The following is a 16952-nucleotide window of genomic DNA, read 5'->3' on the forward strand; positions in this document are numbered from 1 at the left end:
TTTCCACCTCGCGGTCCCCTACCGCGCCGTTCGCCGGGTCCGGCGGGCGGAAGGCGTCGTACCCGGGGGGTAGGAATGGGTGGCGTGGGCGGGGCGGCGGGGGCGACGCCCGGGTCCCGCGCGGGGGTCAGCAACACGCGGTGACGCCGGTCCCGTCCGGTCGGGGCGGGTGGTCGTCACCGCGTCGACGCCCGCCAGGAGGACCCATGACCCCGCCCCGTTCGCCGCGCCCGGCGCAGCTCGGCCCGCTGCTGGCCCGGTACCGGCTGGCCCGTGGCTGGAGCCAGCAGCGCGCCGCCGCCGAGTTGTGCGCCGCCGCCGGGGTGCCGACGTTGAGCCGGCACGAGGTGTCCCGGTGGGAACGGCAGCGTCGTGTGCCGGGCGGGTTCTGGCTCGGCTGGCTCGCCGTCGTCCTGGACGTGCCGCTGGTGACGCTCACCGAGGCCGCCGCGGGCACCCGCCGGGCCGACGCGACGCGAGCCCCCGGAGCGGGCCGTACGGCGGGGGCCGGCACGCGACCGGCGGGGCGCACCGGTCCCGGTCGCGCCGACGGAACCAGGGCCTGTGTCAAAGTCCTCGGTCGAGCCGAGGCGGAGGCCAGGCGGCGGTCCGGCCAGGGGCTTTGACACAGGCCCCACGCGTGGCGGTACGGCGCGGGTTACGGCGACCCGCTAGCGTCGGTGCGTGACCCACGCTGCCCCCGTCTCTCCCGTCGACCGTGCTGGCCTACGGCAGCGGGTCGACAAAGCCCTCAGCGAGTTCCTGACCGGCCAGCGGGTTCGGCTCGCCGCCGTGGACGACGCCCTGGCCCCGGTGGCGGAGGCGATCGAGGCTTTCGTGCTCGGTGGTGGCAAGCGGCTCCGCCCGGCATTCGCGTACTGGGGGTTCCGGGGCGCGGGCGGGCTCGACAGCGACCAGGTGCTCACCGCCCTGGCCGCGCTGGAGTTCGTCCAGGCCAGCGCCCTGATCCATGACGACCTGATGGACCGCTCCGACACCCGACGCGGCGAGCCCGCGGTGCACCGGCGGTTCGCCGCACGGCATCGGGAGGCCGGCTGGGGCGGTGACCCGGACGGCTTCGGCGACGCCGCCGCCATCCTGCTCGGCGACCTGTGCCTGGTCTGGTCCGACGAGCTGCTGCACTCCGCGGGGCTGGACCTGTGGTCGTTGGCGCGGGCCCGACCGGTCTTCGACGAGATGCGCACCGAGGTCACCGTCGGGCAGTACCTCGACGTGCTGACGCAGGTCACCGGTGACACCTCGGTGGAACGGGCCAGCAAGGTCGCCCGGTACAAGTCGGCGAAATACACAGTCGAGCGGCCGCTGCTGCTCGGCGCCGCGCTGGCCGACGCGACCGCCGACGTACGGGCGGCCTACTCGGCGTACGGGCTGCCGCTGGGTGAGGCGTTCCAACTCCGCGACGACGTGCTGGGTGTCTTCGGTGACCCGGCGCTGACCGGCAAGCCGGCCGGGGACGACCTGCGCGAGGGCAAGCGCACCTACCTGGTGGCGGCAGCCGTGGAGACCACCGACGACGCCGGCCGCGAGCTGCTGCTCAGCCAACTCGGCGACCCTGGGCTGGACGAGCAGGGGGTGGCTCGGCTCCGCGAGCTGATCACCGCGAGCGGGGCGCTGGCCCGCACCGAGCAGCGGATCGTCACGCTCACCGACGCCGCGCTGGCGGCACTGACCGCTGCCGACCTCGACACCGAGGCCCGCCAAGCCCTGGTGGACCTAGCCATCGCCGCAACCCGCCGAGCCGACTAACCCACCCACCCTCGGCCCCCACCCCGGCCCGCCCACGGCGTTGATCATGAGGTTATTGCCAACGCGCTCGCGGCGTGTCGTGACAATAACCTCATGATCAACGGGGGGCAGGGGGGCCGGGGGGGCCGGGGGGGCCGGGGGGCCGGGGGGCCGGGGCCAGGGTGGGGCAGAGGGCTGGGGTGGGGGTTAGAAGCCTAGGGCTTGGGCTCTTCGTTTTACCTCGCGGGCCTGGTCGCCGGAGAGGGCGGTGGCCGGGGTGCCACCGGGGAGGATGTCGTCCGGCTCGTACAGCCAGCGCAGGGCGGCCTCGTCGTCGTAACCGTTGTCGGTGAGCAGGTTGAGCACGCCGGGCAGGTGCTTGAGCACGGTCTGGTTGGCGACCAGGTCCGCCGGGATGCGGCGGACGCCGTCGCGGCGAACCGCCAGCAACTCCCGGTCACGGATCATCTGGTGCACCTTGCTGATCGACACGTCGAGGCGCTCGGCGACGTCGGGCAGGGTCAGCCAGCCGGCCGGGTCGGCGGGTCCGGCGAGCTCCAGGCTGGGCACGGCCTGGTCGGGTACGGGTTCGGTCACCCGACCACCCTGCCACGCCACCGTCGCGACGGGCCACCGGCACCCCGGACGACCGCTCCTGTGGCACCGCTGACCTGCGGCTGAGGAATCGAGCAGCGCAACGGGACGGACCCGTTCGGCGTCCGGCTGTAGCATCCTGTTCATCCTTCACCCCCTGGACACATAGACTCCCTGCCGATGGACACTCAGGTCGCCGACACGTTGCTGGGCTCGCTGATCGACGGGCGCTACCGCATTCGCGGTCGCGTGGCCCGTGGTGGCATGGCGACCGTGTATACCGCCACCGACGAACGCCTCGAGCGCACCGTCGCTGTCAAGATCATCCACCCGACCCAGGCTCCCGAGGCCCGGGCCCGGATCACCAACTTCGTGGCGCGGTTCACCGACGAGGCGAAGACCATCGCCCGGCTGACCCACCCGAACGTGGTGGCGGTCTACGACCAGGGCACGCACGCCGGTCTGCCGTACCTGGTGATGGAGTACGTGCGCGGCCGCACGCTGCGCGACGTGCTGGCCGAGCGACGCCGGCTCAACCCGGACGAGGCGCTGGCCATCGCCGAGCAGATGCTCGCCGCGATCGCCGCCGCGCACCGCTCCGGGCTGGTGCACCGCGACGTCAAGCCGGAGAACGTGCTGGTCGCCGAGGCCCCGACCGGTGGTGTCGCCAATCTGGTCGACAGCGTCGTCAAGGTGGCCGACTTCGGGCTGGCCCGGGCGGTCGAGGCGAGCGCCGACGAGGACCAGGGCAACCAGCTGATGGCCACCGTGGCGTACGTCGCACCGGAGCTGGTCACCGAGGGTCGCGCCGATCCCCGCACCGACGTCTACTCGGCCGGCATCGTGCTGTTCGAGATGCTCGCCGGCCGGGTCCCGTACGACGGGGACCGCCCGGTGGATGTCGCCTGGCAGCACGTCGACCGGGACGTGCCGGCACCCTCGACGCTGGTGCCCGGTCTGCCGCCGGTCCTCGACGACCTGGTGCAGCGCGCCACTCGGCGTGATCCGGCCGCGCGGCCCGCCGACGCCGGCGCGCTGCTGGCCGAAGTGCAGGTCGCCAAGGATCGCCTGGGTGACGCCAACAGCCACACCGCCGTGCTCCGCCCGGTGAGCGACGAGCCGCTCTCCCAGCCGACCATGGTGGTCGCGGCGATCCGCCCGACCGACCGCCCGTCCTGGGCGCGGCTGCCCGAGGGGGCCAGCCAGGGGCCGGGTCGACGGCGGGCCGCTCCGGAACCCGCGGAGGGTCTGGGGTCCCGACTCGCGGCGCTGCGCGGCACGCTGCTGGCGAGCCCGCGCGGCCGGCTGGCCGTCGCGGCGGTGGTGGTGACGCTGGGCCTGGTGGCCGCGCTCGGAGGTTGGTGGTTCGGCGTCGGCCGCTACACGGACGCCCCGCAACTGGTGAGCCTGAGCAAGGCCGAGGCGCAGGCGCAGGCCGACCGCGCCGGGCTCACCCTGAAGTACGGTGAGCCGCGCTTCGACGAACAGGCCCCGAAGGACAGCGTGCTGGGGCAGAGCCCAGCGTCCGCTACCAAGATCGTCAAGGGTGGCACGATCACCCTGACCCTCTCCCTCGGCCCGGAACGCTTCCCCGTGCCGGACGTGATCGGCAAGGAGTTCGATCTCGCCGAGGCGGACCTGGTCAACGTGAAGCTGGTGGTGGCCAAGGGAGCCCCACGCTACGACGACAGCCTGCCGGCCGGGGTCGTGCTGGAAACCGCCCCCCCGGTGGGCACCGAGGTCAAACCCGGCGCGAAGATCACCCTCATTCTGAGCCGGGGCAGGGCGCCGGTGACGGTGCCGAACCTGGTCGGTAAGAACCTCAACGACGCTCGCGCCGCCCTGGCCCAGCTCAACCTGGTGCTCGTGGAGACCTACAAGGACTCCGACAAGCCCCGGGACGAGATCCTCGGGCAGAGCCCGGCCGACGGTGCCGGCGTGGAGAAGGGCACCCAGGTAAAGGTGGACGTCAGCAAGGGCCCGGCCGCGGTCGTCGTGCCCCGGGTGGTCGACCTACCGTGTCAGCAGGCCAAGCAGGTGTTGGAGAGCCAGGGCTTCCCGGTGACGGTCGCGGTCAACCCGAACGCCGTGGTCCGGATCCAGCTCCCGGGTGAGAATTCGCAGGTGCCGCCGGGCACCCCGGTCACCCTCACGTGCTTCTGATGCCGGCGGTCACCTCGCGTCCGGTGGGCGCGCACACGCCGACCTCGGGTGGGCTGGCCAAGGCCGCCCTACCGTACGCCGACGCGACCGGCGCCCGGGTGGTGCAGGTCTACGTCTCCAACTCACGGGGTTGGGCGCTGCCCGACGGCGACCCGGGCCAGGACGCCCTGTTCCGCGAGGGTTGCGCCGAGCGGGGCATTCCGGCGTTCATCCACGCCTCGCTGCTCGTCAACCTCGGCTCGCCCACCCCGGCCACGGTCGAGAAGTCGGCGCAGACCCTGGCCCACGCCCTTCGTCGGGGCGTGGCGATCGGCGCGCGGGCGGTCGTGTTCCACGCGGGCAGTTCGGTGGACGAGGGGTACGCCGAGACGGCGATGCGGCAGGTCCGCCGGGAGTTGCTGCCGCTGCTCGACTGGGCCGCCGACGTCGGCGGGCCGATGCTGCTTGTCGAGCCGAGCGCCGGCGGTGGCCGGTCCCTGGCCTCCCGGGTGGAGCAACTCGGGCCCTACCTGGACGCGGTGGACGGGCACCCCATGCTCGGGGTCTGCTTCGACACCTGCCACGCCTGGGCCGCCGGCCACGACCTGGCGGCCGAGGGCGGCATGACGGCGACCCTGGACACGCTGGTGGCCACTGTCGGCGCGGACCGGCTGCGGCTGGTTCACGCCAACGACTCGAAGGATCTGTGCGGCTCCACCCGGGACCGGCACGAGAACATCGGCAAGGGCACCATCGGCGAGCCCGCCTTCGCCGAGCTGATGGCCCACCCGGCCACCGCCGGCATCCCGATCGTGGTGGAAACCCCGAGCGAGAAGCAGCTCGGCCACGCCGCCGACATAACAACCCTCACCCGCCTAACTCGAAAATCGAACCGTGCGTAGACACGCGGCAGCATCCCGCGTCGCGAAGCGGGGGACTGTGGATCTAAGGGTGTTTCCGGCCAGACCCGCCAGGCGTTGTGCCTGGTGAGGAGGGTGCCGTGATGACCGCGACACAGAACGACGTGACTGGACGTAAGAAGCGGGCGGAGCCGTCGGCGGAGGCGAAGGCCGCCGTCGAACTGGTCCGGGCGGCCAAGGAACAGGGCCTGTCGCTGACCGGCCCGGAAGGGCTGCTCCGGCAGTTGACCAAGACTGTCCTGGAGACCGCGTTGAACGAGGAGATGACCGAGCACCTGGGCTATGCCAAACACGAACCCGACGGCGCCGGCTCGGGCAACATCCGCAACGGCACCAGGGCGAAGACGGTGCTGACCGACAGCACCGGGCCGGTGCAGATCGACGTTCCTCGGGACCGGGCGGGCACGTTCGAGCCCCAGATCGTCAAGAAGCGGCAACGACGCCTGTCCGGCGTCGACGAGGTCGTGTTGTCGCTGTATGCCAAGGGCTTGACCACCGGGGAGATCTCGGCGCACTTCACTGAGATCTACGGCGCTTCGGTCAGCAAGGAGACCATTTCTCGGATCACGGACAAGGTGATCGAGGAGATGACCGACTGGTCGCACCGGCCCCTGGATGAGATTTACGCGGCGGTGTTCATCGACGCGATCGTGGTGAAGGTGCGTGATGGGCAGGTCGCGAACCGGCCGTTCTACGCCGCGATCGGGGTGACCCTCGACGGGGAGAAGGACATCCTCGGGCTGTGGGCCGGCACCGGTGGTGAGGGCGCGAAGTTCTGGATGAGCGTGCTGACCGACCTGCGTAACCGGGGTGTGAAGGACGTGTTCTTCCTCGTCTGCGACGGCCTCAAAGGCCTTCCCGAGGTCGTGACGAACGTGTGGCCCCGCACGATCGTGCAGACCTGCATCATCCATCTGATCCGCAACACGTTCCGGCTCACCTCCCGCAAGTACTGGGACGCGCTGAAGCACGACATCAAACCGATCTACACCGCCGTCAACGCGGCCGCGGCCCGGGCCGCGTTCGACGACCTGGCCGAGAAATGGGGCGGCCGGTATCCGGCGGTGATCCGCCTGTGGGACAACGCCTGGGCCGAGTTCATCCCGTTCCTCGACTACGACGTAGAGATCCGCAAAGTCATCTGCTCCACCAACGCGATCGAATCGCTCAACGCCCGCTACCGGCGGGCGATCAAAGCCCGCGGCCACTTCCCCAACGAGCTGGCCGCGTTGAAATGTCTGTACCTGGTGACCCGGTCCCTGGACCCCACCGGAGCAGGCAGAACCCGATGGACGATGCGCTGGAAACCCGCGTTGAACGCCTTCGCCATCACCTTCAGCGACCGCTTCCCCGCCGCTGAAACCTACTAACCAAGATCGCCGGAAACACCCTTAGCGAGACAGCCCCTGTCTACGCACGGTTCGATTTTCGAGTTAGGACTGGTTGAGGATTCGGGGTAGGGCTGCGACCGCTCGGTCGATGTCCGCGTCGTCGAGGCCGAGGTGGGTGACCAGACGGGCGGTGCGGGGGCCGAGCACCGAGACGAGTACGCCCTCGGCCCGCGCGGCGGCGGCCAGGGCACGCGCGTCGAGTGCGTGCTTCGTCAGGTCGAGTGCGACCAGGTTGGTGCGGGCCGTGGTGGCCAGCACCCCGAACGGCGCGACGGTCTCGGCGAGCCGGGCCGCCCTCGCGTGATCGTCGGCCAGCCGGTCGATGTGGTGCGCGAGCGCGTACCGGCCGGCGGCGGCGAGGATGCCGGCCTGACGCATGCCGCCGCCCATCCGCTTACGGATCATCCGGGCCCGCTCGATCTTCTCCGCGCTGCCCACCACCAGCGAGCCGACCGGGGCGCCAAGCCCCTTGGACAGGCACACCGACAGCGTGTCGAAGAGCCGGCCGTACTCGATCAGGGGCACCCCGTCGGCGACGTGCGCGTGCCAGATCCGGGCGCCGTCGCAGTGCAACGCGACGGCCGCGTCGTCGGCGACGCCGCGCAGGTCCCGCAGGGTGGCCAGCGAAATCACCCCGCCACCGCCGCGGTTGTGGGTCTGTTCGACGGCAATCGCGCGGGTGGGGACGGCGAAGTAGCCGTCCGGCCGGATCATCGCGGCCACCCTCTCCGGGTCGATGTCCGCGCCGACCGCCGGCCAGGTCCGCGAGGAAATCCCGCCGTACGCGGCAGCGGCGCCGATCTCGTACGTGACCACGTGCGCGTCGGCGTCGCAGAGCAGTTCGTCGCCGGGCGACACCAGCAGTTGCAGGGCGATCTGGTTGGCCATCGACCCGCTCGGGGCGAACAGCGCCGCCTCGTGCCCGAACAGCGCGGCGACCTCGGCCTCCAGCGCGTTGACTGTGGGGTCCTCGCCGTAGACGTCGTCACCGACCTCGGCGGTGGCCATCGCCTCCCGCATCCCGGCCGTGGGCCGGGTCACCGTGTCGGAGCGCAGGTCCACGAACAGATCAGCCATGGTCATCCTTTTCGGCTGCCGACTGCGGGGCTCGCAAGCTCACTCCTCGCGTCAGCCATTGTTGTCCCTTCGGCTGCCGACTGCGGGGCTCGCAAGCTCGCTCCTCGCGTCAGCCACGGAGCATCTCCGCGACCAGGAACGCCAACTCCAACGACTGCTGGGTGTTGAGTCGGGGGTCGCAGGCGGTCTCGTACCGGTCGGGCAGGTCGAGGTCCTCGATGCCCTGGGCGCCGCCGAGGCACTCGGTGACGTCCTCGCCGGTCAGCTCGACGTGCAGGCCACCGGGGTGGGTGTCCAGCCCCCGGTGCACCTCGAAGTAGCCGAGCACCTCGTCGACGATCCGGTCGAAGTGCCGGGTCTTGTAGCCGTTCGACGACTCGTGCGTGTTGCCGTGCATCGGGTCGCACTGCCAGACCACCTTCGCGCCGGCGGCGGTGACCTTGGCGACGATCGGCGGCAGGGCGTCGCGTACCCGGTGGTTGCCCATCCGGCTGATCAGGGTGAGCCGGCCGGGGATGTTGTCCGGGTTGAGCTTCTCGCACAGCTCGATCGCCTCGTCCGGCGAGGTGGTCGGGCCGAGCTTGACGCCGATCGGGTTGGCGATCCGGGAGATGAAGTCGATGTGCGCGCCGCTGATCTGCCGGGTGCGCTCGCCGATCCAGAGGAAGTGCCCGGAGAGCCCGTACGCCCGGCGGTCGGAGACCCGGGTGAGCGCCCGGTCGTACTCCAGGGCCAGGGCCTCGTGGGAGCAGTAGAGCGTGACCGTCCGCAGCGCGTCGTCCTCGGTCATCCCGCAGGCCCGGATGAAGGCGATCGCCCGGTCGATCTCCCGGGCGATCGCCTCGTAGCGCTCCCCCGCCGGGGACGTCTTCACGAAGCCCTTGTTCCAGTCGTGCACGGCGTGCAGGTCGGCGAGCCCACCGGCGAGGTACGCCCGGAGCATGTTCATCGCCGCCGCCGAGTTGGCGTACGCCCGGATCATGCGCTGCGGGTCGGCGACCCGGGCGACCGGATCGGTCTCCAGCGAGTTGATCATGTCGCCGCGGTACGCGGGCAGACCCCGGGCGTCGGTGGGCAGTGAGCGGGGCTTGGTGTACTGCCCGGCGACCCGGGCGACCTTGACCACCGGCAGCGACGCGCCGTAGGTGAGCACGATCGCCATCTGGAGCAGGGTGCGGGCGTTGGCCAGCAGGTGGCTCTCGGTGTTGTCGACGAACGTCTCCGCGCAGTCACCGCCCTGGAGCAGGAACGCCTTGCCCTCGCAGACCAGGGCGAGCTTCTGCCGGAGCTGGTCCACCTCGTAGGGCGCGACGACCGAAGGCACGGTGTCGAGGACCTTGCAGACCGCCGCGACGGCCGCCGGGTCGGACCACGGCGGAACCTGCTCGCGGGGCAGCTCCCGCCATCGGTCCAGGCCGAGCGCGGCGTCCTCGGCGGAGTCGGCTGTCGGTCGACTGGTCTGCAGGCCCGGGCTGCTTACCGCGGGATGGCTCAGCTGATGCCACTCATGGCGCATGACAGAAAGCGTACGGCGACGGTCGGGGTGCGCGAGGGGCGAGGGGGACGGTTCCGGCAGATGGGAGATCAACCCGCCGGACGATGGTCAGGACGCGCGGGTCGGGACGACCCCGGTCGGCGTCGGCTTGGCGGCCTCGCCGCCCGGCGACTCCCCGGCGATGCACCAGTCGCTGCCCTGACGGGTCACCGTGAACACCAGCGGCCGGGCGACGGTGAGCTTGCCGGCGGTGACCGAGACCGAGACGCTTACCTCCTGGCCGAGCGGACCGGACCGGATGTCGGTGATGGCCGCCTCGGGCACCTGGAAATGATCGGCGAAGTCGCCGTTGGGGCCGGTGGCGGCCAGGTCGAAGCCGTCGTGCAGGGGGGCGCAGAGCTGGCTCCGGCCGGCGGCGACGTCCTTCGCGGTCATCGCGTCGAGGTACGCCTGCACGCGCTCCCGAGAGCGGGCGGCGGCCTCCTCGGCGGGGTTGGGCACGGGTGCGGCCGGCGGCTTGTCCTTGTCGTCGTCGCCGATCCCGCAGCCGACCAGGGCGGCCGGCAGCAGCACCAGCCCGGCGGCGGTTGCCGCGAGCCTGCGGTGGGTCGGGCGCATGACCACCTCCTCGACGGTGAGATCGAGACCTGCCGCGCCGCGAGTCTGCCACATCTAGCTGCACCGACCCCAACGACGGCGACCCGGCCGACGCTTGGCGTCGGCCGGGCCGTCGTCGCACCGGTGGGGAGGAGCGGTGCGGGCTCCTCCCCACCGTGTCGGTGGTGCGCCGGCCCGCGACTCAGCCGAGACCGCCCTTGATGGCGCCGATGAGCTCGCCGTTGCTCGTGTCACCGGAGAGCTCCCAGAAGAACGCGCCACCGAGGCCCTGGTTGTTCGCGTACGTCATCTTGCCGTTGATGGTCGACGGGGTGTCGTAGCTCCACCAGTTGTTGCCGCACTTGGCGTACGCGGTGCCGGCGACCGTGCCGGTGGCCGGGCAGGTGTTCTTGAGGACCTTGTAGTCCTCGTTGCCCGCCTCGTAGGTGCCCGCTGCCGCGCCGGTGGCACTGCCGCCCGGAGCGGCCTGGGTGACGCCGGTCCAGCCCCGGCCATAGAAGCCGATGCCGAGCAGCAGCTTGTTGGCCGGCACGCCCTTGCTCTTGAGCTTCTGGATTGCCGCGTCCGAGTAGAAGCCGGCGGTCGGGATGCCGGTGTACGAGGTGAGCGGCGAGTGCGGCGCGGTGGGACCCTGGGCCGCGAACGCGCCGAAGTAGTCGTAGGTCATCGGCATCAGCCAGTTCAGGTTGCCGATGGCGCCGGCGTAGTCGGCGGCGTCGATCTTGCCGCCGTTGGTGCCGTCCGCCGTGATGGCGGCGGTGACCAGGGCGCTGGACCCAAACTTCGACCGCAACGCGCCGATCACGTTCTTGAACGCGTTCGGGCCGCTGCTGTCACAGGTCAGACCGCAGGCGTTCGGATATTCCCAGTCGACGTCGATGCCGTCGAAGACGTCCGCCCAGCGCGGGTCCTCGACCAGGTTGTAGCAGCTCTCGGCGAACGCGGCCGGGTTCTGTGCGGCCTGGGTGAAGCCGCCGGACCAGGTCCAGCCGCCGAACGACCAGATCACCTTGAGGTGCGGGTTCAGCTGCTTGAGCTTGCGGAGCTGGTTGAAGCTGCCGCGCAGCGGCTGGTCCCAGGTGTCGGCGACGCCGTCCACGCTGTCCGCCGCCGTGTATGCCTTCTCGTAGTCGGCGTAGCTGTCCCCGATGGCGCAGCGGCCGCCGGTGGTGTTGCCGAAGGCGTACAGGATGTGGGTCAGCTTGGCGGCGGAGCCGCTGGTCTGGATGTTCTTGACGTGATAGTTGCGCCCGTAGACGCCCCACTCGGCGAAGTAGCCGACGACCTTCTTGCCGCCCGGGTTCGGCGGGGTGGTGGTCGGTGGCGCCGTGGTGGGCGGCGCGGTGGTCGGTGGCGCGGTGGTCGGTGGCGCCGTGGTCGGTGCGCTCGTGGTCGGCGGGCTGGTCGGGGTGCCGCCGCCACAGGGCGCGCCGTTGACCGTGCAGTTCAGCGGCGCCTTGTAGGCGCCGCTGCCGTTGTAACCCCAGCTGAACGAGGCGCCCGGGGCGAGGCCGCCGGCCCAGCTCTTCTTGACCGCGACGTAGTGGTTGCCGCTGCTTGTCACGTCGGCGTCCCAGGCGCTGCTGATGGTGGTGCCCGACGGCAGGTCGAACTCGATGCGCCAGGTGGCGACGGAGGCACTCGACCCGTTGGTGACGGTCACCCTCGTCTCGTGACCGGTCCCCCAGTCCTGTGCTCTGGTGAACGTGGTGGTGACACTGCCGGCGCCGAACGCGGTGGTCATCGGCACCGCTGCGACGGTCACGGCGACCACGGCACCGGCCCAGAGGGCCCGGCGGAGCGATCTTTTCATGAGGCGTCTCCCGAACTGTTAGGAAACTTTCCAAAAGAGATGGTGAGACGGTACTCACGACGTCATCACTTCGTCAAGATGTGCATGTTTCGATTTGCGGTGACGGGTGGATCGCACCCGCTCCGCCCGCCTCCGGGCCACCACGCGGTCGGCGCGTAGCCTCGCGCCATGACCGTCTTCGACATCCCGATCGACGCCCTCAACGGCGGCCCCGCCGAGCTGGCCCGCTACCGCGGCAAGGCGCTGCTGGTCGTCAACGTGGCCTCCCGCTGCGGCCTCACCCCGCAGTACGCCGGCCTCCAGACGCTCGCCGACTCCTACGCCGAGCGCGGCCTCGTGGTGCTCGGCGTGCCGTGCAACCAGTTCGCCGGCCAGGAGCCGGGCAGCGCGGCCGAGATCAGCGACTTCTGCCAGGTCAACTACGGGGTGACCTTCCCGCTGACCGAGAAGGTCGACGTCAACGGCCCGAACCGGCACCCGCTCTACACCGTGCTTGTGGACACCCCGGACACCGACGGGCACACCGGGGACGTCCGGTGGAACTTCGAGAAGTTCCTGGTGGCCCCGGACGGCACTGTCGCCGCCCGCTTCGCCCCCGCGGTCACCCCCGACGACACCGACCTCCAGGCCGCAATCGAAAAGGCCCTCCCCGCCTGAGGGCCAAGCGGCCGGGCGCGCCTGGCTCCACCGCACCGCCTCGATCACGCTCGAACCTGGTTGTAGTGGCCCCCCACCTTTCGGATGCCACTAGATTCAGGATCCAAGGCCCGTTTCATAAGAACTGGCCGGCCGCCCTCATGAAACAGGCCTTAGCGCGATTTTGCCGGCTCAGCGGGCAACCGGAATTACCCACCGGACTGGTCGGGAATGCGTCGTGGGTGGACGGAGTTGGGAACCAACATGACAACTGTGGGACTGATCGGCAGCGGCAACATCGGCGGCACCCTGGCCCGGCTGGCCGTGGACGCCGGCTACGACGTGGTGCTGAGCAACTCGCGCGGCCCGGAGACGCTCAAGGACCTGGTCGACGAGCTGGGCGAGCACGCCAGCGCCGGCACGGCACAGGACGCGGCACAGGTCGGTGACCTGGTGGTGGTCACGGTGCCGCTGAAGGCGTACCGCGCGGTGCCCGTGGAGCCGCTGGCCGGCAAGGTCGTCATCGACACCAACAACTACTACCCGCAGCGCGACGGGACCTTCCCGGAGCTGGACTCGGGCGAGACCACGAGCAGCGAGTTGCTCCAGCGGCACCTGCCGGAGTCCCGGGTCGTCAAGGTCTTCAACAACATCTACTACAAGGGTCTGGCCGCGCTCGGCCGGCCGGCCGGCGCCGCCGACCGCAGCGCCCTCGCGATCGCCGGTGACGACGCCGCCGCGAAGGCCGAGGTGACGGCCTTCCTGGACCGGATCGGCTACGACGCGGTGGACGCCGGCCCGCTCGCCGAGGGGTGGCGCTACCAGCCGGACACCCCGGCGTACGGCACGCTCTACTCCGCCAGCCCCACCGACTGGGAGCACCCGGCACCGGGCGACGCGGAGAAGCTGCGCGCCGCCCTGGCCGCCGCGACCCGCTGAGCCACGCCGCCGCCCTCCCCCCGACCGTCTACCGGGTGGCCGTCCGGAGGGCGGCGGCGAGTTCCTCGTCGTAGCTGGCGATCGGCTGGCCGTCCGAGGCGTACGCGACCAGCCGGCCCTGCGCCATGCTCGCCGAGCGGAACGAGAACGTGCGGCTGCCCGGGTACGCCTCGAGCAGCGGGATGGCCCGGGGCGCCCCGCCGGGGGCCGAATAGTATTCCAGGCGGCTCACCTGCGGGGAGACCACGCCGTTGACCCGGACCTTCGTCTTCTCGGCGCGGGTGCCGAAGGTGACCGGCGCGCCGGTGCCGTAGGCGGCGCACTCGACCGGGCCACGGCAGACGAAGAAGTATCGCGGGTTGACCACGTCGTCGAGGGCGTACGCCTTGAAGGTGGGATCCGCCCCGGCGGGCAACGGCTGCACGGCGAAGAACGCGACCGCCACCGTGGCCGTGACACCCACCCGCAACCAGCCCCGCCCGCCGGCCGGCCGGCGCGACGTTCGGCGGGCGGCGACCGCGACACCGCCGAAGCCGACCAGACACAGCAGGCTCACCCCGATGGCGCGGGCGTTCTCGAAGAGGAACTGCACACCCGGCCGTGTCGACACCGGGCTGAGGACCGCGCCCAACGAGACGACCATGGCGGCGAGCAGCCCCACTCCGGCGGCCCGCTGGGTGACACCGGACGCGCCGATCAGCAGCATCGCGGCGAGCACCGGCCACACCTGGTGGTGGGTCCAGGACACCGGGGACGCGGCGATGGTGGCGCACCCGACGAGCACGGCCGCGTGCCCCGGGCGGCCCCGCGCCGCCAACTGTCGCGCCCGCAGCAGCGCCGCCGCGCACACGAGTGCCACCAGACCGGCCCAGAGCAGGGGCAACGCCGCCTCGTCGACGCCGACGCGCAGCAACATCCCGTGCAGGGACTGGTTGCCCAGCGAGGCGAGGTTGCCGATCCGTGAGGTCTGCCGCACGGCCTCGGTCCAGTACGTCACGCTCTCGGCGGGCAGCACCAGCGCGGCGAGACCCGCGCACGCCAGGAACGTCGCCACCGCGCGGGCGGCGTCGCGATAGCGGCCGGTGGCGAGGAAGTAGACCACGAACAGCAGCGGGGTCAGCTTGATCGCCGCGGCGACCCCGACCAGCATCCCGCGCAGCCGGGGCGGACCGACGCCCATCCCGTCGAGCAGGGCCAGCAGCACGATGAAGACGCTCACCTGACCGAAGCGCAGGTTGCTCTGCACCGGCACGGAGAGCATCAGCACGGTGGCGGCCACCGCCACGACAAGCGGTCGCCGGGACCGCCGGGTGTTCAGCGCGACGCCCACCGCCCCGGCGATGGCGACGACCGCCGCGCACGTCGCCACCAGCCAGATCCCCTGGAGTACGCCCTCCGGCACGGCGGTGACCGGACCCAGCACGAGCGCGGCGAACGGCGGGTAGGTGAACGGCCCGCCGTTGGCCGCCCGGAACTCGTACAGCGGGCGACCAGCGTGCAGGTCGGACAGTGCGCCGTAGTAGATGTGCAGGTCGGAGAGGCGGTCGTCGCGCCGCAGGACGAGCACGCAGGACACCAGCGCGACGACGACGAAGGCCGTCCACACCAGCGCCACGCGGCGATCTCGCATCGACCGAGAATAGGCCAGCGCGACGATGTGCGGCGGCCCGAAGGCCGGCGGCGGATGCGGGCGGCGCCACCTCTGCGGGCCGCCGGCCTGCGGCTGGTCCGGGTCGCCGAGGCGGGCCCGGGCGGAGTCCCGGACCTGTTCGGCCTCCTCGCCGTCCGGGAGCGGTAGCGAGAGTACCGACGCGGGCGAGGGTCGGGACGGCGACAGAAAACATCGCGTCGGCAACTTGCGCTGGAGTCCTGTAAACGGGACTCTGTTCTCTGGGTTGCCGCCCGCTCACCAACCGTGCTTCCGGAGGCGAGATGCACACGCTCCGTACCGCCACCCGCCGGCTGTTGGCCGGCTCCGGCGCGCTCCTGCTCAGCACCGCCCTGGCCACCACCGGCACGCCGACGCCGGCCACCGCCGCGACCGGCGCGGACACCGTCGGATACGTCCGGCTCGCCCACCTCTCCCCCGACACCCCGGCGGTGGACGTCTACCTGACCGCGCCGGGCGCCACGAAACCGCAGGTCTTCGAAGGGGTCGGCTACGGCGTGGTCTCCGACTACCTGGAACTGGCGCCGGGCCGGTACGCGGTGGCGATGCGGGAGGCCGGCGCTCCCGCCAGCGACCCCCCGGTGCTCACCACCGAGGTCGCGGTCACCAGCGGCGACGCGTACACGGTGGCCGGCGTCGGCCGACACGCGGACCTGGGTCTGCGGGTGCTCAACGACGACCTCAGCGCGCCCACGCAGGGCCGCGCCAAGGTGCGCGTCGTGCAGGCTTCCGTGCGTACCCCGGTGTTGGACGTGGCCGCCGCGAACGGTCCGATGATCGCCAACGACGTGCAGTTCGCCTCCACGACCGAGTACGAGCAGGTCGAGCCGGGCAGTTGGCGGCTGCGGCTGGCGGGCGCCGACGGGCCGAGCACCGACGCCGAGGTGCGGCTCACCGGCGGCGCGGTCTACTCGCTGCTGGTGCTCGACGCGAAGCAGGGCGGGCTCACCGCCGAGTTGCGCCGCGACGCCGAGGGCGGCGCCGTCGTCCCGGCCGGCGGGGTGGACACCGGCGCCGGGGGCACCACCGCTACCGGGTTCGGCGCGTACCCCCTGGTGGCCGGCGCTCTGGCCGCGCTCGCCGGCGCGGTGGCCCTGCTGCTCTGGCGTCGGCGGCGGCGCACCACCTGGTGAACGCCGGGCCGGACCCGTCGATCCGTCGGCACCGCGACCGCCGGCCACTGGCCGCGCTTGTCGCGGCCGGCGCGGCGGTCTGCCTCGCCGCCGGCACCGGTGTCGGGTTGGCCACCACCGCCTCGCCGCCACCGCCGGCGGCGAGCTGGCACCCCGGCTGCGGTGACGACTGCCCGTCGGTGGCCGCCACGCCCGCGCCGCGGGGTCCCGCACCCACCCGGGTACGCATACCGCGTATCGACGTCGACTCCGCGCTCACCGTGTTGGGCCTGGACCGCGTCGGCGCGCTGATTCCGCCCGCCGACTTCGACACCGCCGGCTGGTACGGCGGTGGCCCGGCGCCCGGCGACACCGGCCCGGCTGTGCTCGCCGGGCACCTGGACTCGCGACGCGGCCCGGCGGTGTTCGCTCGGCTCGGTGAGCTGCGGCCCGGCGACCGGGTCGAGGTGTGGCGTGGCGGGCAGCGGTTGGCGTTCCGGGTGACCGGGTCGCTGCGAACCCGTAAGGACAGCTTTCCGACCGACGTGGTCTACGGCCCGACGCCCGGAGCGGAGTTGCGGCTGGTCACCTGTGGGGGCGACTTCGACAGGCGGCGGGGGCACTACCGGGACAACGTGGTCGTCTTCGCGGTGACCGAGGCCGTCAGGCCGGCGCTGCCGGACTCCGCCGCGGGCTGACCGTACGCCCCGCCGCGCGGCCTGATCCCCGGCATGATGCCCACCCCGCGGCCTGATCCCCGGCATGACGCCCACCGCGCGGCCTGATCAACTCGGTTTCCC

15 protein-coding genes are annotated in these 16952 nt (G+C 71.9%); 9 read left to right on the forward strand and 6 right to left on the reverse strand.

The genetic code is table 11. The features are described from left to right. The first annotated feature begins 206 nt into the window (after positions 1-206). The gene (locus ACLQ29_RS15430) at positions 207-626 is read left to right on the forward strand and encodes a helix-turn-helix domain-containing protein (RefSeq protein WP_425772227.1); all 420 of its coding nucleotides are present in this window, start codon (positions 207-209) and stop codon (positions 624-626) included. A 58-nt stretch (positions 627-684) separates the two neighbouring features. Next, positions 685-1767, forward strand: a complete 1083-nt coding sequence (locus ACLQ29_RS15435) for a polyprenyl synthetase family protein (RefSeq protein ID WP_425759803.1) — start codon at positions 685-687, stop codon at positions 1765-1767. A gap of 186 nt (positions 1768-1953) precedes the next feature. On the opposite strand, the gene ACLQ29_RS15440 is transcribed toward ACLQ29_RS15435, so the two are convergent. Further along, a complete protein-coding gene (locus tag ACLQ29_RS15440; protein WP_393363458.1) occupies positions 1954-2343 on the reverse strand; it encodes an Rv2175c family DNA-binding protein in 390 nt (129 codons plus the stop codon). A 177-nt stretch (positions 2344-2520) separates the two neighbouring features. On the opposite strand from ACLQ29_RS15440, the gene pknB reads away from it, so the two are divergent. The 3 genes from pknB to ACLQ29_RS15455 all read left to right on the forward strand — a co-directional run bounded on the left by pknB (position 2521) and on the right by ACLQ29_RS15455 (position 6772). After that, the gene (pknB, locus tag ACLQ29_RS15445; protein WP_425772228.1) at positions 2521-4503 is read left to right on the forward strand and encodes a Stk1 family PASTA domain-containing Ser/Thr kinase; all 1983 of its coding nucleotides are present in this window, start codon (positions 2521-2523) and stop codon (positions 4501-4503) included. Continuing rightward, positions 4503-5384: a deoxyribonuclease IV gene (locus tag ACLQ29_RS15450; protein ID WP_425772229.1), complete on the forward strand. Its 882-nt coding sequence runs from the start codon at positions 4503-4505 to the stop codon at positions 5382-5384. The genes pknB and ACLQ29_RS15450 overlap by 1 nt, the downstream gene beginning before the upstream one ends. 101 nt (positions 5385-5485) lie before the next feature. Next, positions 5486-6772 (forward strand): IS256 family transposase, encoded by a 1287-nt coding sequence (locus ACLQ29_RS15455; RefSeq protein WP_425772230.1) that lies wholly within the window; start codon positions 5486-5488, stop codon positions 6770-6772. Positions 6773-6835: 63 nt separating this feature from the next. Here ACLQ29_RS15455 and ACLQ29_RS15460 read toward each other — a convergent pair whose 3' ends face one another. The 4 genes from ACLQ29_RS15460 to ACLQ29_RS15475 form a co-directional block, all read right to left on the reverse strand. Continuing rightward, positions 6836-7870, reverse strand: a complete 1035-nt coding sequence (locus ACLQ29_RS15460; RefSeq protein ID WP_425772231.1) for a threonine aldolase family protein — start codon at positions 7868-7870, stop codon at positions 6836-6838. 109 nt (positions 7871-7979) lie between these two features. Then, the gene (locus tag ACLQ29_RS15465) at positions 7980-9386 is read right to left on the reverse strand and encodes a class II 3-deoxy-7-phosphoheptulonate synthase (protein WP_393363470.1); all 1407 of its coding nucleotides are present in this window, start codon (positions 9384-9386) and stop codon (positions 7980-7982) included. Between the two features lie 87 nt (positions 9387-9473). Further along, on the reverse strand, positions 9474-9983 hold the full coding sequence (locus tag ACLQ29_RS15470) for a hypothetical protein (RefSeq protein ID WP_425772305.1): 510 nt from the start codon (positions 9981-9983) through the stop codon (positions 9474-9476). A 181-nt stretch (positions 9984-10164) separates the two neighbouring features. Then, positions 10165-11796 (reverse strand): glycosyl hydrolase family 18 protein, encoded by a 1632-nt coding sequence (locus ACLQ29_RS15475; RefSeq protein ID WP_425772232.1) that lies wholly within the window; start codon positions 11794-11796, stop codon positions 10165-10167. Positions 11797-11964: 168 nt separating this feature from the next. Between ACLQ29_RS15475 and ACLQ29_RS15480 the strand changes: the two genes are divergently transcribed. Next, positions 11965-12453 carry a glutathione peroxidase gene (locus ACLQ29_RS15480; RefSeq protein ID WP_425772233.1) on the forward strand — a complete coding sequence of 163 codons (489 nt, stop codon included), beginning with the start codon at positions 11965-11967 and terminating at the stop codon, positions 12451-12453. Between the two features lie 243 nt (positions 12454-12696). Then, positions 12697-13371 (forward strand): NADPH-dependent F420 reductase, encoded by a 675-nt coding sequence (locus ACLQ29_RS15485; RefSeq protein ID WP_425772234.1) that lies wholly within the window; start codon positions 12697-12699, stop codon positions 13369-13371. 28 nt (positions 13372-13399) lie between these two features. Here ACLQ29_RS15485 and ACLQ29_RS15490 read toward each other — a convergent pair whose 3' ends face one another. Then, positions 13400-15001, reverse strand: coding sequence for a glycosyltransferase 87 family protein (locus ACLQ29_RS15490; RefSeq protein ID WP_425772235.1), 1602 nt, complete (start codon positions 14999-15001; stop codon positions 13400-13402). A 302-nt stretch (positions 15002-15303) separates the two neighbouring features. Here ACLQ29_RS15490 and ACLQ29_RS15495 point away from each other — a divergent pair, with 302 nt between their 5' ends. Further along, entirely contained in the window at positions 15304-16173 is an 870-nt protein-coding gene (locus ACLQ29_RS15495) for a DUF4397 domain-containing protein (protein WP_425772236.1), read from the forward strand. Further along, positions 16170-16850: a class F sortase gene (locus tag ACLQ29_RS15500; protein ID WP_425772237.1), complete on the forward strand. Its 681-nt coding sequence runs from the start codon at positions 16170-16172 to the stop codon at positions 16848-16850. The genes ACLQ29_RS15495 and ACLQ29_RS15500 overlap by 4 nt, the downstream gene beginning before the upstream one ends. The last annotated feature ends 102 nt before the right edge of the window (positions 16851-16952 follow it).

Origin of the sequence: Micromonospora sp. DT228 (assembly GCF_049841595.1) — a bacterium.
Lineage (GTDB): Bacteria > Actinomycetota > Actinomycetes > Mycobacteriales > Micromonosporaceae > Micromonospora.